Consider the following 22,206-nt stretch of genomic DNA (forward strand, 5'->3'; position numbering starts at 1 on the left):
CTTCACCCCCGCATGTTGGCGACAAGGAGCGACCAGCGGCGGTTGAAGCTCCAGCGGTCGGCACGCTGGGCGAGCTTCTGCCACGGTGTCGCAATGGCGCCGGCGTTCTCTTCCGCGGCGATCATCTCGACCTCCGGCAGCCACATGGACGGCGTGCCGGCGAGCTTGAGCTGCAGGCACAGGTCGCGTCCCTTTTCCGTGGCGCCGAGATAGGAGCGGTTGAAGCCGCCGGCGGCCTCCATGGCGGCGCGCGGCAGGAGGCAGCAGGCGACCGTGCCGGCGACGACGTCGCTCGGCTCGGCATTGCGCACCACGTCGCGCGGATAGCCGATGTAGCGGTCGCTCAGCCGCCGCTCGCCATCCTCGGTCTCGAGCCACGTTCCCGCGAAGCGGATGGAATCGTCCTCGAAGACGATGGTGGGGCTGACGAGCACCTTGCCGCCGCGGGCCCGATAGGCGCGCTCCATGCGCGACAGCCAGCCGGCCTCGCGCGGCAGCACCGAGGCGGAGAGGAAGGCGAGCGTCTCGGCGCTCGTGGCGCCTACGGCCGCCTCGAAGGCGTCGCACATGTCCTCGATGCCCTCCGCAACGACGAGCCGGAGGCGCAGCCCGTAGAAGCCGGCGAGACGCTGCGCGTCGGCTCCGACACGGTCGGCATGGCCGATGGGCACGGACAGGACGATCGGCACGTTGCGCGTCTCGGGGTCTAGCGCCAACAGGGAGAGGGCGACCGCCGCCTCCTCCGGCTCGCCGGCGGCGCCGACGACGAGCGCCAGCGGCGCCGCCTCGTCGAAGCCGAAGTCGCGCGTCTCGACGACCCGCGGCGCGGGCCGCTCCATGGCCTGCAGCATCGGCCCGATGTGGCGCTCGATGGCGACCGAGGCGGTCGCGGTGTGCGGATCGAGCGCCGACATCAGGCGCTCGAGCGCCCGGCGCGACAGGCCGCGCGTGACCGTCAGCGGATAGAAGGCGATCGTGTCCTCGTCGATCGTCAGCTCGAAATAGGTCGGGGCGTCGTCGCTCGCCGACACGCCGGGCACGAAGGCGAGGAAGCCGTGGTCGTGGCGTGAGGGATCGACGCGCCCGGCAAACAGCGGATCGTTCTGGAAGGCGTGCGTCACGTCCGGTCGCGGCAGGCGCGTCCAGGTGCCGTTGATGCCCTCGGCCATGGTGCCGCAGCGCAGGGCGATGGTGTCGACGAGCCCGTCAGGATCGAGCATCCAGCCGGAGACGAGCATGCCGCCGCCCGGCACTTCCGCCACCATGTCCATACCGAGGCGGATCGGCTTCTGCAGCGCCGAGACGGTGTCACGGCCATCGAAGCGCTGCGCCGCACGGCGCAGCTGCCGCAGCGTCTCCGGACTCGCCTCGGCGCGCGGCAGCACGTCACGGATGTGCGCGGGCACGTCGGTAGAGGCGAGCAGCACGCGCCGGTCGTAGATGTCGAGCGAGCGCCAGCCCTCCGCACCTCGGAAGAACAGGCGCTCGAAGGCATCCGCCTCGACGGGGACCTTGCCCGGGTCGAGCAGGCCGACGAAGCCGCGGCCGTTCTCGCCGAGGTCCTCGCGCGGCACCGTGGCGGCGACGAAATCGCCGACGAGGAAGCCCTCGTGCGAGACGAGCAGGCGCGTCGCATCCGCCGGCAGCTCGGTGGACCATCCCTGCAGATAGATCTCGCCCGTGTCGAGGGCGCCCATCACCTCGACGAAACCGTCGTTGCGCGCCGCGACCTGCAGCATGTTGAGCGCCGCAGCGAGGCGCCGCTGGCTGCCCTTGCCCGCCATCAGCGCCTGGATGAGCCCGTCGACGGCCTCGGCGAAGGCGTCTCCCGCATCGCCGGCCATGAGGTGGAGCAGCCGCGGCAGGGGCAGCGCGCGCCGCATCAGCGTGAAGCGCGCCGGCCGGCCGGCCCGCCGCATGACGACGGAGCCGAGGCGCAGGCGCCCGTTGATCTGCAGCGGTATGGCGGCCACGAAGCCGACCGCGGCGTCCGACGGCGCGCCGGGCCGGCGCCAGGAGACGACCGTCGCCTCCATGCACATCGCCGGGTCGCCGTTGAGCAGCACCTGCAGCGTCGGCGGCATGGCATCGGCCACGCCGAGGACGAGCACGAACTCCTCGCCGATGGGCGCGGCGAGCGCCGTCTCGCCGTCGATGGGCAGGTTCGCCTGGTCGGTCACTGAGCCTCTCCCCCTGATCGAACGTCCCGCACCTGCCTCACACGCCCATCCTCCCGACGAGGACGAGCAGCGCCGCGATCGACGACGCGGCGGCCACGAGGCTGAGCGCGCCGAGCAGCGTCACCGCGCGACGCATGGGCCGGTCGGCCGTGTGCGTCAGGTCGCGGATGCGCTCCTCGAAATCGGCGAGCGTGCGGTCGAAGCGCATGAGGAACACCTCGATGTCCGACACGCGGCGCGTCAGCTCGGCCTGGCTCGCGCGCACCAGTTCGACAGCGGCGCCGATGCCCTCCTCGTTGGAGGACATCTTCTCCACCTGCTCGGCCGTCATCCGCAGCGCCTCGGCCGCCTCGCGCTGGATGATCTGCGAGCGGCGCTGGGCCGCGATCAGCACGTCGAGCTGGTCCAGCACCCGGCCGAGCGGCGTGTTCATCGCCGCCTCGGCCGCGCGCTCGTCCTGCGACGGCATGCGCAGCGCCACCTCCTGGCCCGTCGAGGGCGAGGTGGCGATGATGGACAGCTGGTCGGCATGGTGCAGGACGAATTCCGGCAACTCGACCTCGAAGGCATGGGCGCCGTCGCCGACGCCGTTGCGGCGCAGGTCGACCCGCGGCTTGTCGGCCACGGTCGACAGCACCTGGCGCCCGGCGATGAGCACCTTGATCTGCAGCCGCTCCAGCGGGCGGTTGCGGTCCCACACCCAGCCGAAGAGGCGCGCGCCCTCGATGGCATCCATGCGGCCGTTGATGTCCGCGGCCAGATTGGCGGCCGCTTCTGCGGGCGCCGCCGGAGGATTTGCCGGCTGGGGCGCCGGCCGTTCGGTCGTTGCTTGCGCAGCAGTCATGAGGCGTTCTCCTCGTTCAGGCGGCGTCGGCCATGCGGCCGCCGCGGCTGTAGAGGGCGATGTGCCGGTCCGCGACCTCGCCGATATCCGGCGGCGCGACGATGCCCTCGACGAGTTTTTCCCAGAGGCCCGGGGTTTCGGCCGCATCGCGCATTGCCGAGGCGAGCGCGGACGGATCGTCCGGCCGCACGAGCAGGCCGTCGACGCCGTCGCGCACCATTTCGGCCATGCCGCCGATGCCGCTCGCGATGACCGGGCGGCGGTGACGGAAGGCCTCCTGGATGACGAGGGGGGCGTTCTCCCACCAGATCGAGGGCATCACCACCCAGTCGACGGCCGCCATCAGGGCCGGCAGCTCGTCGCGGCGGTAGGGGCCGAGCCGCACCGCCTGCGGCTCCGCGGCGGCGGCGAGCTCGTCGACCTCCGCCACGAATTGCTCCGCCTGGAACGGCGCCCCGCCATGCAGGCGCAGCGCGAAGCCGTCGAGGTCCGTGAGCCGCGCCGCCGCCTTCAGCAGCACGGTCACGCCCTTCCACGGGTTGAAGTTGCCGAAATAGCCGAAAACCGGCCGCCGCCCGTCGGGGGAGGAGCGATGGGCGGCAGCCGGCACCGCCGGCCGGCCGTTCGCGACCACCTCGATCGCGCCGGACGGCAGCCCCCACGCGACGTAGCGCTCCTTGAGGAAGCGGCTCGGCGCGATGAACAGGTCGACTTGCGAAAAATGCGTCTTCAGGTGCCGTTCGCGCAGCAGGAAGCGGTCGGCGCCGATCTCGGGGAAGCAGCCGTGGCACCGGTGCGGCGAGGCCGCGTCGCAGCGCTCGCGTCCCTTCGTGCGCACCATCAGCCCGTCATGCGCGCAGATCGGATAATAGTCGTGCAGCGTCACGACGATGCGCGTCTCGGGCAGCAGGCGCCGCACGAGGGCGATGAACTCGACGCCGACGAGCAGGAGGTGGTGGATGTGCACCACGTCCGGCCGGAAGCTTTCGATGAGGCCCTTGAGGTCCGGCACGACACCATAGGTATCGGTCTGGCTCATGTAGAAGCGGTCGAAATGGCCGCTCCACAGCACCACCTCGTCGCTGGCCCCGGGCAGGCCCTGGAAGGCCGTGCCCGGCCGCGGGTCGCGGTGGATGCGGTTGGTGGCGGCCAGGAACAGAGTTTCGAGCCCCCGCTCCTTCAGACTCAGGAACAGGTCGTGCGCGAAGATCTCCGTGCCGCCGGGATGGAAGTCGGGATGATTGTGCGCGACGACGAGCACCTTCATGCGGGCACCCCCGGGCTCTTCGCCACGATGACGTCCTGGTAGTGCGGCGCGTCCGTGCCGCCGCGCCAGTGGCCGAGACTCACGCGCTCGATGCGCAGGCCCATGGCCTCGACCGCATCCTCGACGAGGCCGGAATCGAAGCCGATGGCCCCGAGCGGCGCCTCCGGATCGGCCACCCACGTGCCGGCAGCCTCGCCGCGCTCGAAGCGCGGGCGGGCGCCGTCCCGCGCGTGGTCGCCCGGCGTGACGATGAAGGCGGTGAGGAACAGGCGCCCGCCCGGCGCGAGCAGGCGCGCGACCTCGCGCATGTAGGCCGCGATCTCGCCAAGCGGCAGGTGCGTCGCCACCGACACCATGGCGGCAAAATCGAAGCTGCCGTCCGAGAAGGGCAGCACCACGTCCTCGCCGGCGAGCGGCCCCTCCGGGTTGTAGAGCGGGTGCGCCACGTCGAGGCGGCAGAAGCGGAAATTGGGATAGACGGGCGTGATCGTCTGCGTGCACCAGGCGATGCCCTCGCCCACGGGGTCGATGCCCTCGTAGACGGCGTCGCTGTCGAGATATTGCGTCAGCGGCACGGCCATGCGGCCGATGCCGCAGCCGATGTCGAGCACCCTGTCGGAGGGCTTCAGCCCGCCGAGGCGGACGAAATGGCCGAGGAACTCGGCGCCGATGGCGCGGTAGTCACCGTCGCCGACGAAGACGTTCTCGGGCGGCGGCGCGGGCAGGAAGCGGTTGTTGAGCACCGACTCGGAGAGCCAGGCCAGGCGCGCTTCCTCGGCCGCCGTGAGCGGCGAGGCATCGCGCGGGGGAATGCGGTGGACGGATTGGGCTGTCATGCACAAAGGCTCCTCTCCCGCCGGCGCCGGCGGCCGCCGGGGGATTCCATGATGTCGGTGATGAGATCGCCCCAGCGCGCCGCATGGAGGGCGCAGTTGTATTGCCAGGCGATGCCGCGCATGTAGTCGGCGCTCTCCTTCATCGACTTGCGTTCGAGGTGGTAGAGCTCGACCGACGGCGCATAGAGGATGCGCCGCCCGCGCGCAGTGATCTTGAGGCACAGGTCGCTGTCCTCGTAATCGCCGATGACGTAGTCCTCGGTGAAGCCGCCGACCTCGGCGAACAGGGCACGCGGCAGGACGAGGCAGGCGCCGGTCACGGCCGGCACGACGCGCTCCTTGCAGGCCGGCGCATAGTCGCGCGGCATGCCCTTGTGGAAATGCTGGTTCAGCCAGCGGCCGCGGTGGTCCTGCGAGAAATACATGCCCGCATGCTGCAGCGAGCCGTCCTCGAAGAGCAGCTTCGGCCCGACGGCGCCGATGCCGCGGCGCCCGTCGAGGCGCTTCACCAGCGCCGGCAACCAGCCCGGTGCGGTCGGCACCACGTCCGAATTGACCATGGCGAGGACCGGTCCACGCGCCTCGGCGGCGCCCGCGTTGCAGGCCCGGGCAAAGCCCGCGTTGCGCGCCATGACCACGAGCTTCACCGGCAGCGCATAGACGAGATGCAGCCCGGTGAGGAGATGCTCCACGTCCCGCGCCTGCTCGGGCGAATCGAGCACGTAGATCAGCTCCGCATGGTCGCGGAACCACGCATCGGCCGCGAAGGCGGCGATCTGGAAGCGCAGGAAGTCGAGCACGCGATAGAGCGGTACGACGACCGACACCCGGGGCCGCGCCAGGGGGCGCCCGATCATCACCGCGGATGGTTCGCCGACGCGGCCGCGCGCTTCGGCGTGGAGGCGGGCGATAATGGGCGCGATGGTGCCGGCCAGAACCGCCTCGTCCACATGCTGCGGCGGCACGGCCCGCAGGGCGGCCGCGCGGCGCTCGGCCGGATCGACCGGCTGCGGGGCAGGCACGAGATCGTGGAAAGCGCCCGACTTGAGGCGCAGCCGGAAGCGCGGCTGCAGCAGCGGCACGGCGCCGGGGAAGGCGGGCGCCCGTACCACGAAGCCGGTGGCGCGCAGGCGGATATCCTCGCCCGGCCCGTCGACGTCGACGGGGAAGCGGTGAAGGCCCGGTGTCAGATCCTGCGGTCCGTCTCCCGTCATCGTCTCGATGCCGGCGACGAGCTCGCTCGGGTCGCGGTACCAGCCGGTGACGAGCGTGCCGGAGGCCGTGGCCAGCGCGGTGGCGATCTCGGCCGACGGCGTGGCGCCCCCGCCCGTGACGCGCCGCGGCTGCAGCGGCGCGCGCAGCTGCGCCTCGAGCGCCATGGCCTGCCCCGCCGCGGACCGCGCCGAGAGCTCGCGCAGGAGATGCTCGCGCAGGCCGGGCGCGCCCTGGGCCTTCTCGCGCAGCCAGCGCACCATCGTCGGCGGCTGCGCACCTGCCTGCGTCAGCGCGCGCACGCTCATGCCGTCGGGCCCGGTCAGCACGATGAAGGCTCCCGGCCCGGAGAGCGCGGCGTCGCCGGCCAGCCAATGCACGCTCTGGCGGCCGTCCCGCCGCAAGGGCGCGCAATGCGGCGTGCCCTCCAGCTTTGAGAGCCCCCTGTCGCTGAGGACGTAGGTGGCATCGATCCGGCCGAAGCCGGCGGCCAGCATCGTCTCGACGAGGACGGAATCATCGGCGGCGCGCGCCAGGATGACGGCGGCCGGCGGATTGGGCGCCATCGCCTGCAGCAGCGAGCGCAGCAGCCGCAGATAGGCGCGGCTGCGTCGCAGCCGGAACAGCGACGGCCAGAGATTGAGCAGCGCGGACAGAAGCGCGATGCGGCCCGCGGCGTCGAGGCCACCCAGCAGGCTCGCCGCATCGGCCGGGGCAACCGCCTCCTGCGCGCCGATCGCGATGTCCACGCGCTCGCCGGGCGCGCCCGCGGACAGGGAGATATTCAGCGGCATGCCGGCCGGCCGGCGCAGGGCCCACAGAAGGCGCGTGCCGCCCTCGGCCAGCGTCAGGCGCAGCGAGGCCGTCGGTGCGATCGACAGGCCGCCCGCGACGGACAGCGGCACCACGGCATCCACCGCCTGCGCCACATCCCATGCGAGCAGAAGCACCTCCCGATCGAGGAGGAAAACCCGCGGATGCCCGGCCTCTGCAGCCTCGGCAACCCTTTCGTCGACATCAAGCAACGCCATCCGTTCACCCCGCATCGGCGGGGGCGCCGCAGCCGAGACCGGCCGCGACGCCCCTCATTGTCAGTGGACGGTGAAGTAGTCGCCCGGGTTCTGCTGGACGCTCTCGGCGTCCGTATTGACAAGGGTGATGGTGTCGCCGTTGCCGAGGTCGATGATGGTGTTGGCACCGGCCTGCTGCACGCGGTCGACGAGATCGTCGGCCGACTGGATGCCCGTGCCGTTGATGTCCTTCGAGATCTGCAGGACATCTTCGCCGACCTTGAAGTCGAGCACGACATCGTTGCCGCCGCCGCCGGTGAAGACGAAGACGTCGTTGCCGGCGCCACCCTGAAGGATGTCGTCACCGGCACCGCCCTGCAGGATGTCGTTGCCCTGACCGCCGATGAGGACGTCGTTGCCGTCACCACCCTGCAGGATGTCGTCACCCTGGCCACCGCGCAGGATGTCATCCCCGGCACCGCCCTGCAGGATGTCGTCACCCCGGCCGCCGTCGAGGATGTCATCCCCGGCGCCGCCCTGCAGGATGTCGTTGCCCTGACCGCCAAACAGGATGTCGTTGCCTGCACCCCCCTGCAGGATGTCGTCACCCTGGCCGCCGAACAACAGGTCGTCGCCCTCGCCGCCGAACAGGACATCGTCGCCCTGGCCGCCGAAGAGGGTGTCGTCACCCTCGCCGCCGAACAGGACGTCGTCGCCCTGGCCGCCGAAGATCAGGTCATCGCCGCCGTGGCCCCAGATCACATCTGCGCCCCGTGTGCCGAAGAGGGTGTCGTCGAAGGCGCCACCTTCGAGAGTCGCCATAGCTGTCTCCTTCGTTGGTTCGCCGGAGAGCGGACATCCAGCCCGGCCTTGCCGGCTCGTCTCCATGTGCAGTGTGCAGCGCACAACAGCATTTGACGGCGGGACTATAGTAGCGCTTTCTGCCAGTGTGAAGTCATAAAATAATAGTTCATGCAATGGTTCTGGTATTGCCATAATATCGTCATCAAACCAGCAAGTCATTTTCATATATTAATGCTGCACTTTGCTGGGAAAAAAGTTCGAAAATCGAAACAAATGATGCAGTGCAGCAAAAACCGGCGCTGTTCCAGCGCGATAGCCGAGCGCGATGATCAGGCGCCGCGATGCCGCGGAACGGCAGCGCTTCCGTGGCAACGCAGCCACCGGAACGCTGCCGGCTCCGATGCCGGCTATTCTTCGCGGAAGGCGCGGTTGAAGCTCTCGGTGATCGGCGCCAGGAGATAGTCGACGGCGAGCCGCGGCTTGTTGATGACGAGGATCTCCGCCGGCATGCCGGGATAGAGCCGCACCGACGGATTGGCCGCGAGGCTCTCCGGCAGGATCTCCGCACGTACGACATAGAAGGCGGCCTGATTGCGTTCGTCGACCTGCTGGTCGGCCGACAGATAGATGAGGCGACCGTCGAGCGGCGCCTGGCTGCGGTGGTTGTAGGCGAGGAGGCGCACCCGCACCGGCGCCCCGACATGCACGGAATCGATGTCGCGCAGGCTGACCTTCGCCTCGACGATGAGCCGCTCCTGATCGGGCACGAGATCGAGGATCGCCTGGCCCGCGGCGATGACGCCGCCGGGAGTGCGCATGCGGATGTCGGTGACGATCCCGTCCTCGGGCGCCAGCACCGCGACGCGCTCCAGTACGTCCTTGGCGGAATGCATGCGCTCCGTCGTGTCGGCGAGCTCGAGCTGCGCCTGCTGCAGGTCGGCCGCCACCTGCTGCTGGAAATCCGTCTCGAGCGACAGGATCTCCAGCTCGGCCGCGGCCTTGGCCTGCTCGGCCTTGGCCTTGCGGGCCACGAGCTCTCCGGCGCGCCCGGCAAGCTCGCTCTCGCGCGTCTGCAGCTCGGTCAGGCGCGGACGGGGCGCATAGCCCTTCTCGACCAGGGTCGCGATCGCCTGCAACTCACGGTCCAGCAGCTCCCGCTGGCGGGTGTTGGCCTCGGTCTGGGCACGGATCGCGGCCAGCTCCGCCTCCTGCTGCTCGATGGTTTTCCTCTGGATGTCGACCTTCCGGTCGAACATCTCGCGGCGCGCCCTGAAGACGTTGCGCTCCGCCCGCACGACCTCGCGAGCGATCGGGCTCGGCGACGTCTCGAAGGCCTCGGGGAAGACGAGGTCGTCGGACCGCGCCTGTTCCGCCCGCAGGCGCACGAGGCGCGCCTCGAGGCCGATGCGCTTGGCGTCGAGGGCGGCATAATCGGCGCGGGCCCGCGTATCGTCGAGGCGCACCAGCGGCTGGCCGGCCTTGACGGTCTCGCCCTCGTGGACCAGCAGCTGCTTGAGGATGCCGCCCTCGAGATGGCTCACCGTCTTGCGCTTCGAATCGACGATGACCGTCGCCGTCGCGACGGCGGCGCTGTCGAGCTGGGCCGAGAAGGCCCAGCCCACGAAGCTGCCGAGGCCGAGGAAGACGGCCACCAGCCCCGCGATGACAGGACCGCGCAGCGTTGGCGTGGGCGGCCCGTCCGCCTCGTAGCGCTCGGCCCAGTTCTGCGCAGGCGCGGCCTCCAGGCGGCGCTCGTTGGCCCGCTGACGCGCGGCCTCGCGCGTCTCCGGCGCGACGATCTCGATGTCTTTCTTCATGCCGGCCTCCCGGAACCCGCGAGCGCGGCGACGCGGCCCCCGCCGTCCGCGACTGCCGCGGCCGGCTTGTCGGCCGGGTGGATGCTGGCCACGATCGACGTGCGAGGACCGAACTGGCTGACGCGGCCGTCCTGCAGAACGAGCAGCTTGTCGGCGACCTGCATGATCGAGGGACGGTGCGCGATGAGCACGACGATGGCTCCGCGCTGCTTCGCTGCCACGATGCCGCGCATCAACGCCTGCTCGCCTTCGGCGTCGAGATTGGCGTTGGGCTCGTCGAGCACGATGAGGCGCGGCTCCCCGTAGAGGGCGCGGGCAAGGCCGATGCGCTGGCGCTGGCCGCCCGAGAGGGCAAAGCCACCGTCCCCGAGCGGCGTGTCGTAGCCGAGCGGCAGCCGCCCGATCATGTCGTGCACGTCCGCAAGGCGCGCCGCCTCGAGGACGCGGCGCGGGTCCGCCTCACCCATGCGGGCGATGTTCTCGCGGATGGTGCCATCGAGCAGCGAGACGTTCTGCGGCAGGTAGCCGACCATCTCGCCGAAGGACCCGCGCTCCCACAGGAACACGTTGTGGCCGTCGAGATAGACGCCGCCGGCGGTCGGCTTGAAGACGCCGACGAGGAGCCGCGCGAGCGTCGACTTGCCGGCCGCGGACGGCCCGACCACGCCGAGGATCTCACCGGGCGAGAGGGCGAAGGACACCCCCTTCAGCACCGGCACGTCGGATCCGGGCGGCGCATAGACGAGGCGGTCGACGAGCAGGTCGCCCTCGGTGCGCGGGGTCGGCGTCGTGTCGCGCACGGGCGTCTGCTTCTCCAGGAGCTCCCGCACCCGCTTCCAGGCTGCGATGGCGAAGACCCAGCTGCGCCATCCGTCCACCATCGTGTCGAGAGGCAGCAGCAGGCGGCCCGTGATGATGCTGGCCGCGATCATGGAGCCGGGGCTGACCTCCTGCTCGATGACGAGCGTCGCACCGACGGACAGCACGGCGATCTGCATCATGTAGCGGCACGTGCGGGTGACGGAATGGATGGCCCGCCCCCGGCGCGCGGCCGTGTCCAGAAGATCGAGCGTCCTGACCTGCGCGCCGCGCCAGCGCCGCGCCAGCGCCGGCAGCATCCCCATCGCCTCGATCGCCTCGGCGTGGCGCAGGCTGGCGCTGATCTCGCTGATGTTCTCGACCGACGATTCGCTGGCGCGTTTCAGGGCGCGCCGGGTGAGGAAGTCCGACACCAGGCTGAGCACGACGAGAATCGCCGCCGATATGATGGCGAGGATGCCGTAAAGCGGATGCAGGGCGAACAGCACGGCAAGGAAGATGGGGCACCAGATCACTTCGAGCGGCACGCCGATCGCGCTGCCGGTGAGGAAGGACCGGATGTCGTTGAGGTCGCGAATCGCCTGGCTGGCGCGCACGCCACCCCGGCCCACGGAGGCCGAGATGGCCGCCTGCAGCACCGGCAGGTTGAGCCGGCGCACCAACGTTCCGCCCATCACCTGGAAGGTGAGCGAGCGGATGTAATCGAGAACGCCGAAGAGGACGAGCCCGATGCCGGCGATGATCATGAGCATCACCAGCGTGTCGAGACTCTGGCTGTTGACCACCCTGTCATGCACCTGAAGCATGAACAGCGGCACGATCAGCTGCAGCATGTTGATGATGCCGCTGAGAAGGCCGGCATAGACGAGGCCCACGAAGAACGTCTTCTGGCCCTGGTGGATGAGGTCCGCGGCGCTGGCCGGCCTCGTGGTGTTTTTCATGCGTATACCGCTCCGGACGAATGGCTTCGACCATTCCCTCACTTTTGCCCGAAAATTCGTGCAAGAATGTGTCGACGCATGCCTCTCCGCAACGAAGACTTTGCTGTCGCGGAAGAATCGCATGCATTGTAACGTTATAATGATATAAAGACCGCCGGCGACTCGGTTGGACAGGTCTAATAAACTGGGAAAACGCTGCAAGGATAGTTCGAAAATCGATCTAAAACTGCAGCGATGCGACGGGAACCAGCATGGAACACAAAACTGCCAATGAGATGACCGCTTTGACAGCCATGCCGACCAACGGGCACAAAGCCTATTTTCCCGGCTCAATGCCCCGGGAGGAGGTGGCCGATGCCGGCTCGGTGGCGCACCTCGAGCTGGTTCGCTGCATCGAGCGGCTGCACCGCCGCTATCTCGACCTGTTCCGCGTCGACCTCATGCGAATCGGGGCCGACGACCTCAGCCCCGCCCAGGTGATGATGCTGTTCACCATCGGGCCGGACGACCTGTCGGTGCGCGACCTCATCGACCGCGGCTACTACCTGGGTTCGAACGCCTCCTACAATCTCAAGCGGCTGGTCGAAGCCGGCTATGTCGAGCGCAGCGCGTCGGTGCGCGACCGCCGGTCCGCGCGCATCCGCCTGTCCGACAAGGGCCGCCAGCTCTGCGAGCTGGTGCGCGGCGTCGACGAAGGCTACCACCGGCTGGTGGTCCGGGACGACGCGGAGCTGCGTGACCTCGAGGTCACGTTCCGCACCCTGCGCCGAATCGAGCACACCTGGACCGACGCCCTGAGGTCGGGCGAAGCGCGCATCGCCTGACGGCGATGCGGGCCGTCTTCGTCCACCGGCACTTCCCGGGGCAGTTCGGCCACCTCGTCCACCGCATGGCGGCCGAGGGGTGGGACATCACATTTGTCTGCGAGCGGGCGGAGCAACGCCCCTCGCACATCGCCATCGTGCGCTACATGACGGAGGGCCACCGGGCCGCGACGCCGCACCGTCATCTCCTCGCGACCGACCTGCACGTGCGCACCGGCACGCAGGTCGCCGCGGTGCTCGACAACCTCAACCAGCGCAGCGGCCCGCCGGCGATCGTCATCGGGCACATCGGCTGGGGCGGCCTGCTCTTCGCCAAGGACGTGCTGCCGCGGACGCCGATGCTCGGCTATTGCGAGTTCTTCTACCGCGGCGAGGGCAGCGACGTGGGTTTTGCGCCGGGTGAAGAGCCCGCGCTCGAGGACCGCATGCGCCTGCGCATGCGCAATTCGGCGCAGCTCCTCACCATGGAGGCGATCGAGGCCGGCCTCAGCCCCACCCGCTGGCAGCGCCACCAATATCCCGCCGAGCTGCGCCGGCGCATCGCGGTCTGCCACGACGGCGTCGACATGGCGCTCTGTCGCCCGCAGGCCGGCGCACGGATGCGGCTGCCCGACGGCCGCGTCATCGCCGAGGGCGACCCCGTCGTGACCTTCGTTGCACGGGATCTCGAGCCCTATCGCGGTTTTCCCCAGTTCATGCGGGCCGCCGCGCGCGTCGCCGCGCGCCATCCCACGGCCCTCTTCGTCGTCGCCGGGGGCGACGGCATCAGCTATGGCCGCGCGCGGGACGATGGCCGCTCCTGGCGGGAAGCGATGATGGAGGAAACGGGCCTCGCGCCCGAGCGCATCGTCTTCCTGGGGCGCATCCCCCATGCGGCGCTCGTGCGCCTGTTCCAGATCTCGGCGGCGCACGTCTACCTCACCTATCCCTTCGTGCTGTCGTGGTCCTTCCTGGAGGCGATGGCCTGCGGCTGCCTCGTCATCGGCTCCGCCACCGCGCCGGTGCGGGAAGTGCTCGCGCACGGGCGCAACGGGCTCCTGGTCGATTTCTTCGACGAGGAGGCGCAGGCCGAGACCATCGTCGCAGCGCTCGCTCGCGGGCGGGCCCTCGCACCGCTCAGGACAGCGGCCCGGGCGACGGTGGCGATGCGATTCGCGCTCGAGCAGTGCCTGCCCCGCCAGATACGGCTCATCGAGACGCTGGTGGAACGGGCGGCCTTGCGCCGTGTGGCGCGCCAGCCCCAGGCACGCCGCTATCCGAAAGCGTAGCAGCCGCTCGCCGTTCTCGCCGGCCGATTCGCGCCAGGTCGTCGTCGGTGCTAGGTCGTCGACGATCACCGGCCCGTAGTCTTCGCTGGGGAATCACCACGAAGAACAGCCACGGCGCCATGCACCGCGCTGGCAGGCCTGCGCCTCGGGGACCGTGCAGGGGGCGACGCCCCTCGTAACAGCCCGGAGCGGAGGTGCGGATCGCTTCCGGCACGCCGTCCGCCACCTCGTGAAAGGGCCACGTCCCGCAGGGGACCGACCGCGTCGCCAGCACGCTGGCCGCTGTCGACAGACGCACGCACCACGGCTCCGGCGCGCCTCTTGGGAGACCGGTAGTCGAACCGTTTGTCCTCGCCGGCTTCTTCAGTCTATACTTCTATTCCTACGGGTCGCGGCAGGTCTCGATGCTGCCGGCAGTGTAGATGTCCGGCGGCAAGGGGGCTGCGACGTCTCGAACCACGGTTCGGGAGGGACGGATATGGCACGGCGAGCCACCGGGCGGTGTGAAGCCTCGGCCCTTGCACGAGGTCTGCCGCGTGCGGTCCTGACGTTCTTGGCAGCCCTTGGCGCATCGATCGCTCTCTCGGATGTCGCGGCGGCCCAGGACGCGGCGGCCGGCGAGCGCGTCTTCGCCCAGTGCAAGGCCTGCCACCAGGTCGGCCCCAATGCGCGCAACGCCGTCGGGCCGGTGCTCAACGGCCTCTTCCGGCGCAAGACCGGCATGGTCGAGGGCTTCCAATACTCGGCGGCGAACAAAGGCGCCGACATCACCTGGACGGAAGAAACCTTCACGGAATACATCCGCAACCCGCGCGAGAAGATCCCCGGCACCAAGATGGTCTTCGCCGGGGTGAAGGACGAGCAGAAGATCAAGGACCTCATCGCCTATCTGCACAGCTTCGACGAGGCCCCCGTCGCGCTGACGCATTAGCCACGCGGCGCCTCGGGGCGCCCGACGGAACCTGCGAGGTGAAGGAGCCATGTACGTTGCTCTCGCCTTGTTCATCATCGCCATCGGCTCGGTGGTGTTCCATCTCCTGAGCCCGTGGTGGTGGACGCCGATCGCCTCCAACTGGAGCTACATCGACCACACCATCACCATCACCTTCTGGATCACCGGCCTCGTCTTCGTCGCCGTCGTCCTCTTCATGGCCTGGTGCGTCTGGCGCTACCGCCACCGGCCACAGCAGGCCGACGTGCTCTACGAGCCGGAGAACAAGCGCCTCGAATGGTGGCTCACGGTCGGCACCGCCATCGGCGTCGCAGCCATGCTGGCGCCCGGCCTCTACGTCTGGCGCCAGTTCATCACCGTGCCGCCCGATGCCGACGAGGTGGAGATCGTCGCGCAGCAATGGCAGTGGAGCTATCGCCTGCCGGGGCCCGACGGCAGGCTGGGCGCCACGGCCATCCGCCACATCTCGGACGACAACCCGCTCGGCCTCGACCCGGACGACCCGCGCGGGGCGGACGACATCATGGTGCAGGGCGGCGAGCTGCACCTGCCGATCGGCCGGCCGGTGAAGGCCGTCCTGCGCTCGCTCGACGTGCTGCATGATTTCTACGTGCCCGAGTTCCGCGCCAAGATGGACCTCATCCCGGGCATGGTGACCTATTTCTGGCTGACGCCGACGCGTACCGGCACCTTCGAGGTGCTGTGCGCCGAGATGTGCGGCGTCGGCCACGCCTTCATGCGCGGCTTCGTCGTGGTGGCCGAGGAGAGCGACTACCGCGCCTGGCTGGAGCAGCAGCAGCCGGCGCGCCCGACGGCGCAGCGGACGGTGCCGGTGATGGCCGAGCGGTGAGATGCCGGCCGCGCGGCGGCCGGGCAAGGGCGGAGGGCTGAAGCGATGGCCGACGTTCCCCTCGACAGGGTGGCAGAAACCGCAACGACCGAGGTGGAGGACCTCTCCCTCCCCCATCCGCACAGCTGGCTGACGAGATATGTCTTCAGCCAGGACGCGAAGACCATTTCCATCCAGTACACGGTGACGGCGCTGGTGATCGGCTTCATCGCGCTCTTCCTGTCATGGCTGATGCGCCTGCAGCTCGGCTTTCCCGGCACCTTCGCCTTCATCGACGCCGCCGCCTATTACCAGCTCATCACCATGCACGGCATGATGATGATCGTCTACGTGCTCACGGCGGTGCTCCTCGGCGGCTTCGGCAATTACCTCATCCCGCTCATGGTCGGCGCGCGGGACATGGTCTTCCCCTACGCCAACATGCTGAGCTACTGGTTCTACCTGCTCGCCGTCGTCATCCTCCTCGCCAGCTTCTTCGCCCCCGGCGGGCCGACCGGGGCGGGCTGGACGCTCTATCCGCCGCAGGCGATCCTCTCCGGCACGCCCGGCCAGGAGAGCGGCATCATCCTGATGCTCGTCTCGCTCATCGTCTTCATCGCCGGCTTCACCATGGGCGGCCTCAACTACGTGGTCACCGTGCTGCAGGGGCGCACCCGGGGCATGACGCTGATGCGCATGCCGCTGACGGTCTGGGGCATCTTCACGGCGAGCGTGATGGCGCTGCTCGCCTTCCCGGCTCTGTTCGTCGCCTCGGTGATGATGCTGTTCGACAAGCTCTTCGGCACCAGCTTCTTCATGCCCTCGCTCATCGAGCTCGGCACGCGGCTCGACTACGGCGGCGGCAGCCCCATCCTCTTCCAGCACCTGTTCTGGTTCTTCGGCCATCCGGAGGTCTACATCGTCGCCCTGCCGGCCTTCGGCATCGTCTCCGACCTCATCGCCACCCACGCGCGGCGCAACATCTTCGGCTACCGCATGATGGTGTGGGCCATCCTCGCCATCGGCGCGCTCAGCTTCGTCGTCTGGGCGCACCACATGTACGTCAGCGGCATGAACCCGTGGTTCGGCTTCTTCTTCGCCACGACGACCCTCATCATCGCCGTGCCGACGGCGATCAAGGTCTACAACTGGATCCTGACCCTGTGGCGCGGCGACATCCACCTCACCGTGCCGATGCTCTTCGCCCTCGGCTTCATCGTCACCTTCGTCAACGGCGGCCTGTCGGGGCTCTTCCTCGGCAATGTCGTCGTCGACGTGCCCCTGTCGGACACCATGTTCGTCGTGGCGCATTTCCACATGGTGATGGGGATCGCGCCCGTGCTCGTCATCTTCGGCGCCATCTACCACTGGTATCCCAAGGTGACCGGGCGGATGATGAACGAGGCGCTCGGCAAGCTGCACTTCTGGATCACCTTCCTCGGCACCTACGCCATCTTCTTCCCCATGCATTATCTCGGGCTCCTCGGCGTGCCGCGGCGCTACCACGAGATGGGCGAGGCCAGCTTCTTCCCCGCTTCGGCGCAGATGCTCAACGCCTATATCACTGTCCTTGCCCTCATCGTCGGGGCGGCGCAGCTCCTCTTCCTGTTCAACCTCATCTGGAGCATCCGGCATGGCCGCGAGGCCGGCGGCAATCCGTGGCGGGCGACGAGCCTCGAATGGCAGACGCCCGAGACGCCGCCGCCGCACGGCAACTGGGGCAAGGAGCAGCCCGCGGTCTATCGCTGGGCCTATGATTACAACGTGCCCGGCGTCGCCCAGGACTTCATTCCCCAGAACATGCCGCCGGAGGCGGTGCCGTTGGGGGCCCGACCTGCATCGGGAGGCATGTCGTGACGGCGGCCGTCGCCTTCCTCGTCCTCCTCGCCGCGCTCGCCGCCTGGTGGCTCTCCGGCCAGCGGCTGATGAGCCGGCCGTGGCTCGCGACCGGTATCGTCGAGGACACCGGCGGTCTCGCGCACATGCCGGCCGCCAAGGTGGGGCTCGGCGTCTTCCTCGCCGTCGTCGGCGCCCTGTTCTCGCTTTTCCTCAGCGCCTACACCATGCGCATGCAGCTGGCCGACTGGTCAGCCCTGCCGGTGCCGCGCATCCTGTGGCTGACGACCCTGCTCATCCTCCTCGCCAGCGCCGCCCTCGTCTGGGCCGTCCGCTCGGCCCGGCGCGGCGAGAAGGAGCGCGCGCTCGACGGGCTCCTCGCCGCCACGGGCTTCGGCTCAGCCTTCCTCGGCGGCCAGCTCATCGCCTGGGACGAGCTCGTTGGCTCGGGCTACCGGCTGGCGGACAATGCCGCCAATTCCTTCTTCTACGTGCTCACGGGCCTGCACGGCGCGCATATCCTCGGCGGGCTCGTGGCGCTCGTCGCCGTGACGGTGAAGCTCTGGCGCAGCCCCGATACCGCGACGGCACAGCTGCCCGTCGAGCTCTGTGCGCTCTACTGGCATTTCCTCGGCCTCGTCTGGCTCGTCCTCTTCGCCGTCATCACCGGCTGGGCGGGGGATTTCCTCGCCGTCTGCCGCCAGCTGCTGTCGTGAAAGGAAGGCGCGATGGACACCGCGTTCACCGAGCACCGCACCCGGGAACCCGAGAGCGGCCTTGCCACGATCGTCACCGACTTCTCCGCCGATCAGCGCGCCTTCCGCAACGTGTCGTGGGGGAAGGCCATGATGTGGATCTTCCTCCTCAGCGACACCTTCATCTTCGGCACCTTCCTCATCGGCTACATGACCGCGCGCATGTCGACCGCCGAGCCATGGCCCAATGCCAGCGAGGTCTTCGCCCTCGAAATCGCCGGGCAGCACCTGCCGCTCATCCTCATCGCCATCATGACCTTCGTGCTCATCTCGAGCAGCGGCACCATGGCGATGGCGGTCAATTACGGCTACCGCCGCCAGCGGCGGCCGACGGCGGCGCTGCTCGTGGTGACCGCCCTCCTCGGTGCCGCCTTCGTCGGCATGCAGGCCTTCGAATGGACGAAGCTCATCAGCGAGGGCGTCAGGCCCTGGGGCAACCCGTGGGGGGCGGCGCAGTTCGGCTCCACCTTCTTCATGATCACGGGCTTCCACGGCACGCACGTGACCATCGGCGTCATCTTCCTGCTGATCGTCGCCCGCAAGGTCATCCGCGGCGATTTCGACCACGGACGGCCGGGCTTCTTCACGGGCCGCAAGGGACGCTACGAAGCCGTCGAGATCATGGGCCTCTACTGGCACTTCGTCGATCTCGTCTGGGTCTTCATCTTTGCCTTCTTCTACCTGTGGTGAGGAGGACGCCATGAGCGAGATCGCCCACAGCGACACGGCCCACCGCATCGTCGTCAAGGCCCACCCCATTCGGCTCTATCTCGTCGTCTGGGGCTGGCTTTTCGTGCTCAGCGCCTTCTCCTATCTCGTGGACTACTTCCACCTCACGGGGGCGCTGCGCTACACGCTGATCCTGACCTTCATGATGCTGAAGGCGGGGCTCATCGTCGCCGTCTTCATGCACATGGCGTGGGAGCGGCTCGCCCTCGTCTATGCCATCCTCGTGCCGATCGGGGCCGTCCTCGCCTTCCTCGCCGCCATGGCGGTCGAAGCGGACTACACGCTCCTGACGCGGCTCGCCTTCTTCACGCAGGGGGCCTCATAGGAGCACTGCCGGCGGAAGCCCTCCTGGCATCCGCCGGACAGGCGCACCTCGTCTCCTTCCCGGCTTATCTCGTCGCCCCGCCCGCCACGGCGCTCAGGATGGCGTGGGCGGCGCGGATACGGGCGGGAATGGGATAGGCGCGGTTCGCGAGGAGCACGATGCCCAGGCGCTCGGCCGGGATGACGGCGACATAAGCACCGAAGCCGTTCGTCGCCCCGGTCTTGTTGAGGAGCGCGTCACGCCGCGGCGGAGCGGGCGGATCGATCCAGGCGGCGGCATTCGGCTTGCCGCTGATCTCCGGCGAATTGCCGGCAAGCAGCACGTCGAGCGGCACCGGATAGTCATACGTCTCCCAGCCGAGGCCCTGCGTCATGGCGCCGATGCGGACATAGCCGGTGTGCGTGCCGGCGATCGCCTGGCGCAGGCGCTCGTCCTTCGGCATGTCGACATTGGCGTCGAGGAACGTGAGGAGGTCGGCGGAACCCGTCCGCACGCCATAGGCCTCGGCTCCCAGCACCCCGAGATTGACGCGGATGGGCTTGCCGTCCTTCGTGTAGCCGAAGGCGTAATCGTCCATGCGCGCGTCCGGGACGCGGACATAGGTGTTCGTCAGGCCGAGCCCGGGAAAAATCGTGTCCTCGAGGATGTCCTCGAACGGCCGGCCCATGCCGGCGGCGGCGAGATGGCCGAAGAGGCCGATGCTGGGGTTCGAATAGACCCGGTGCGCCCCGGCGGCATAGGCCGGCTTCCAGTTGCGGTAGTAGGAGACCATGCCGGCCTCGTCCCTGACCTCGCGCGGAAACTGTAGCGGCAGGCCACCGGCCGTATAGGTGCCGAGCTGCAGCAGGGTGATGCCGTCGAAGCTGGAGCCCTTGAGCGCCGGCATATAGCTGCTCGCCGAGGCTGTCAGCGAGACCTCGCCCGTCACCGCGCCATAGGCGCCCACGAGCCCCGTGAACAGCTTGCTGACGGAGCCGACCTCGAACAGCGTCGTCTCGGTCACCGGCCGCCCGCTCTCCTTCGAAGCGACGCCATAGTTGAAAAAGTAATGCTTCCCGTCCACCGTGAGGCCGACGGCCATGCCGGGAACGGCATGTTCCTTCATGATCGGCCGGATTGCAGCGTCGACGATGGACTTCAGGCGGCTATGATCCGCCTCTTCGGCTTTTGCGCCCACAGACGAAAAGAAGAGAGACGCGCATAGCAGCGATAACGATACGACACAATTTCTTTCCATGAGCGAATCTCCTGCCGATCGCACTTCCCGGCCGCCGTCATCCGACTTAAATGCGGCGATACATGCGTTCGACAACTGAACTACAATCCCCTGCCCGCCTCCCGCAAACGAGGATATCTCAACGGAGGCATTAGAAAATTTGGGGCTGCGATGGTCCGCCGCTACATGCCGCTGAATGCCCTGCGCGCCTTCGAGGCCTCCGCGCGCCATCTGAGCTTCACGAAGGCCGCCATCGAGCTGCGCGTCACGCAGGCCGCCGTCAGCCATCAGGTCAAGAGCCTCGAGGCCCAGCTCAATGCCGCGCTCTTCACCCGGCTGCCGCGCGGCCTGATGCTGACGAGCGAAGGCGAGGCCCTCCTGCCGGTGCTCCAAGGCTCGTTCGACCGGATCGCCGTCGCGCTCGAACGCTTCGAGGGCGGCGGCGGGCGTGAAGTGCTGACCGTCGGCGCGGTGGGGACCTTCGCGGTCGGCTGGCTGCTGCCGCGCCTTGCCGCCTTCCACGCCCGCCATGCCTTCGTCGACCTGCGCCTGTCGACCAACAACAACCGCGTCGACATCGCGGCCGAGGGGCTCGACTATGCCATCCGCTTCGGCCAGGGCGCCTGGCACGGCATCGACGCCCTGCCGCTGCTGGAAGCGCCTTTGTCCGTGCTGTGCACCCACGAGATCGCAGGCCGGCTCGGGAAACCCGAGGATGTGCTTGCGCACCGGCTGCTGCGCTCCTACCGCAGCGATGAATGGCCGCAATGGTTTGCCGCCGTGGGCGTCAAGGCCGGGCCGGCGCTGCCCGAGAGCGTCGTCTTCGATTCTTCCCTCGCCATGATGGAAGCCGCCCTGCAGGGCTTCGGCATCGCGCTCGCCCCGCCGCTCATGTTCGCGCGTCACCTCGACACGGGTGCCCTGCGGCAGCCGTTCCCCGTCACGGTGACGACCGGGCGCTACTGGCTGACGCGGCTGCAGTCGCGCGGCGACACGGCGGCCATGGCGGCCTTCCGCAACTGGCTGCTCGACGAAATCGGCGAGGAAAAACCGGCCCCCGAATGAAAAGGGCCGGCTTGCGCCGGCCCCTCGTTCCTCGCCACAGGTCCCTGCGGACCCGCTCAGATCTCGTCGTCGCCCCCGAAGAAGCCGTCGAAGAAGCCACCACCCTCATCGGCCGCGGGCTCGGGCTCCGCCTCGGGAGCAGCAGCCTCGGCGGCCTGGCCTTCGGAAGCCTGGGCTTCGGAGGCCTGGGCCTCGTTGCCGCCGAACATGCCGGCGATGGCATTGCCGAGCAGCACGCCACCGGCGACGCCCATGGCGGTCTGCGCCGCGCCGGCGAGGAAGCCGCCGCCGCGGCCGGGCTGCATCCCGGCCGGCGGCACCGCTGTCGGCGCCGCGCTACCGGGCCCGGCGACGCTGCGCGGCATCGCCGGGACGGAACCGGCGCGGCTCGTCTGCCCGCCGCCGAAGAGGCCCGACAAGAGGCCGCCGGCCGGGCGCGACGCCTGGCGCTCCAGCTCCTCGATGCGCCGCTGCGCCTCCTGCAGGGCGTAGTCCTGCATCACGATGGTCTGGGCCATGAAATAGGGCGCACCCGGCTGCTGCGCCATGCGCTCGCGGATGAAGCCCTCGGCCGCCTGATCCCGCGGGCCCGCCTGGCGCTCGACCTCGCCGAGGCGGGCGAACAAACCCTCGATGGCCTGCCGGTCCTGATTGTCCATTGTCACGAAGCTCCGTTG

The 22,206-nt window shown here is 69.1% G+C and carries 19 protein-coding genes; 9 read left to right on the forward strand and 10 right to left on the reverse strand.

The features are described from left to right. Positions 1-2: 2 nt before the first annotated feature. From AL346_RS20820 to AL346_RS20855, 8 genes are all read right to left on the reverse strand, one after another. The gene (locus AL346_RS20820; protein ID WP_019404475.1) at positions 3-2,180 is read right to left on the reverse strand and encodes a glycosyltransferase family 2 protein; all 2,178 of its coding nucleotides are present in this window, start codon (positions 2,178-2,180) and stop codon (positions 3-5) included. 37 nt (positions 2,181-2,217) lie between these two features. Further along, the gene (locus tag AL346_RS20825) at positions 2,218-3,024 is read right to left on the reverse strand and encodes a hypothetical protein (RefSeq protein WP_019404476.1); all 807 of its coding nucleotides are present in this window, start codon (positions 3,022-3,024) and stop codon (positions 2,218-2,220) included. 16 nt (positions 3,025-3,040) lie between these two features. Next, entirely contained in the window at positions 3,041-4,291 is a 1,251-nt protein-coding gene (locus AL346_RS20830; RefSeq protein ID WP_019404477.1) for a glycosyltransferase family 4 protein, read from the reverse strand. Further along, the gene (locus AL346_RS20835; RefSeq protein WP_019404478.1) at positions 4,288-5,127 is read right to left on the reverse strand and encodes a class I SAM-dependent methyltransferase; all 840 of its coding nucleotides are present in this window, start codon (positions 5,125-5,127) and stop codon (positions 4,288-4,290) included. Before AL346_RS20835 ends, AL346_RS20830 begins: the two co-directional genes overlap by 4 nt. Next, positions 5,124-7,370 (reverse strand): glycosyltransferase, encoded by a 2,247-nt coding sequence (locus tag AL346_RS20840; RefSeq protein WP_019404479.1) that lies wholly within the window; start codon positions 7,368-7,370, stop codon positions 5,124-5,126. The genes AL346_RS20835 and AL346_RS20840 overlap by 4 nt, the downstream gene beginning before the upstream one ends. Before the next feature lie 60 nt (positions 7,371-7,430). Further along, positions 7,431-8,171 (reverse strand): calcium-binding protein, encoded by a 741-nt coding sequence (locus AL346_RS20845; RefSeq protein WP_019404480.1) that lies wholly within the window; start codon positions 8,169-8,171, stop codon positions 7,431-7,433. Positions 8,172-8,560: 389 nt separating this feature from the next. Then, on the reverse strand, positions 8,561-9,970 hold the full coding sequence (locus AL346_RS20850; RefSeq protein ID WP_019404481.1) for an HlyD family type I secretion periplasmic adaptor subunit: 1,410 nt from the start codon (positions 9,968-9,970) through the stop codon (positions 8,561-8,563). Further along, positions 9,967-11,730, reverse strand: coding sequence for a type I secretion system permease/ATPase (locus AL346_RS20855; RefSeq protein WP_019404482.1), 1,764 nt, complete (start codon positions 11,728-11,730; stop codon positions 9,967-9,969). The genes AL346_RS20850 and AL346_RS20855 overlap by 4 nt, the downstream gene beginning before the upstream one ends. Positions 11,731-12,062: 332 nt before the next feature. Between AL346_RS20855 and AL346_RS20860 the strand changes: the two genes are divergently transcribed. From AL346_RS20860 to AL346_RS20895, 8 genes are all read left to right on the forward strand, one after another. Continuing rightward, complete coding sequence (locus AL346_RS20860; protein WP_040405528.1) at positions 12,063-12,554, forward strand: MarR family transcriptional regulator; 492 nt, start codon at positions 12,063-12,065, stop codon at positions 12,552-12,554. A 5-nt stretch (positions 12,555-12,559) separates the two neighbouring features. After that, complete coding sequence (locus AL346_RS20865) at positions 12,560-13,822, forward strand: glycosyltransferase (protein ID WP_019404484.1); 1,263 nt, start codon at positions 12,560-12,562, stop codon at positions 13,820-13,822. A 553-nt stretch (positions 13,823-14,375) separates the two neighbouring features. Beyond that, the gene (locus tag AL346_RS20870; protein ID WP_019404485.1) at positions 14,376-14,753 is read left to right on the forward strand and encodes a cytochrome c family protein; all 378 of its coding nucleotides are present in this window, start codon (positions 14,376-14,378) and stop codon (positions 14,751-14,753) included. 49 nt (positions 14,754-14,802) lie between these two features. Then, positions 14,803-15,624: a cytochrome c oxidase subunit II gene (locus AL346_RS20875; RefSeq protein WP_053194111.1), complete on the forward strand. Its 822-nt coding sequence runs from the start codon at positions 14,803-14,805 to the stop codon at positions 15,622-15,624. A gap of 45 nt (positions 15,625-15,669) precedes the next feature. Further along, complete coding sequence (ctaD, locus tag AL346_RS20880) at positions 15,670-17,460, forward strand: cytochrome c oxidase subunit I (RefSeq protein WP_019404487.1); 1,791 nt, start codon at positions 15,670-15,672, stop codon at positions 17,458-17,460. Continuing rightward, the gene (locus AL346_RS20885) at positions 17,457-18,155 is read left to right on the forward strand and encodes a cytochrome c oxidase subunit 3 (protein WP_019404488.1); all 699 of its coding nucleotides are present in this window, start codon (positions 17,457-17,459) and stop codon (positions 18,153-18,155) included. Before ctaD ends, AL346_RS20885 begins: the two co-directional genes overlap by 4 nt. A gap of 12 nt (positions 18,156-18,167) precedes the next feature. Continuing rightward, on the forward strand, positions 18,168-18,884 hold the full coding sequence (locus AL346_RS20890) for a heme-copper oxidase subunit III family protein (protein WP_019404489.1): 717 nt from the start codon (positions 18,168-18,170) through the stop codon (positions 18,882-18,884). 10 nt (positions 18,885-18,894) lie between these two features. Next, positions 18,895-19,248 (forward strand): cytochrome C oxidase subunit IV family protein, encoded by a 354-nt coding sequence (locus tag AL346_RS20895; protein ID WP_019404490.1) that lies wholly within the window; start codon positions 18,895-18,897, stop codon positions 19,246-19,248. A 64-nt stretch (positions 19,249-19,312) separates the two neighbouring features. On the opposite strand, the gene ampC is transcribed toward AL346_RS20895, so the two are convergent. Continuing rightward, a complete protein-coding gene (gene ampC, locus AL346_RS20900) occupies positions 19,313-20,485 on the reverse strand; it encodes a class C beta-lactamase (protein ID WP_050996766.1) in 1,173 nt (390 codons plus the stop codon). 150 nt (positions 20,486-20,635) lie between these two features. On the opposite strand from ampC, the gene AL346_RS20905 reads away from it, so the two are divergent. Continuing rightward, positions 20,636-21,529: a LysR family transcriptional regulator gene (locus AL346_RS20905; RefSeq protein WP_019404492.1), complete on the forward strand. Its 894-nt coding sequence runs from the start codon at positions 20,636-20,638 to the stop codon at positions 21,527-21,529. 56 nt (positions 21,530-21,585) lie between these two features. On the opposite strand, the gene AL346_RS20910 is transcribed toward AL346_RS20905, so the two are convergent. Further along, a complete protein-coding gene (locus tag AL346_RS20910; protein ID WP_053194113.1) occupies positions 21,586-22,188 on the reverse strand; it encodes a DUF2076 domain-containing protein in 603 nt (200 codons plus the stop codon). Positions 22,189-22,206: the final 18 nt, after the last annotated feature.

The sequence above is a fragment of the Chelatococcus sp. CO-6 genome (assembly GCF_001271345.1).
GTDB classification, from domain to species: domain Bacteria; phylum Pseudomonadota; class Alphaproteobacteria; order Rhizobiales; family Beijerinckiaceae; genus Chelatococcus_A; species Chelatococcus_A caeni.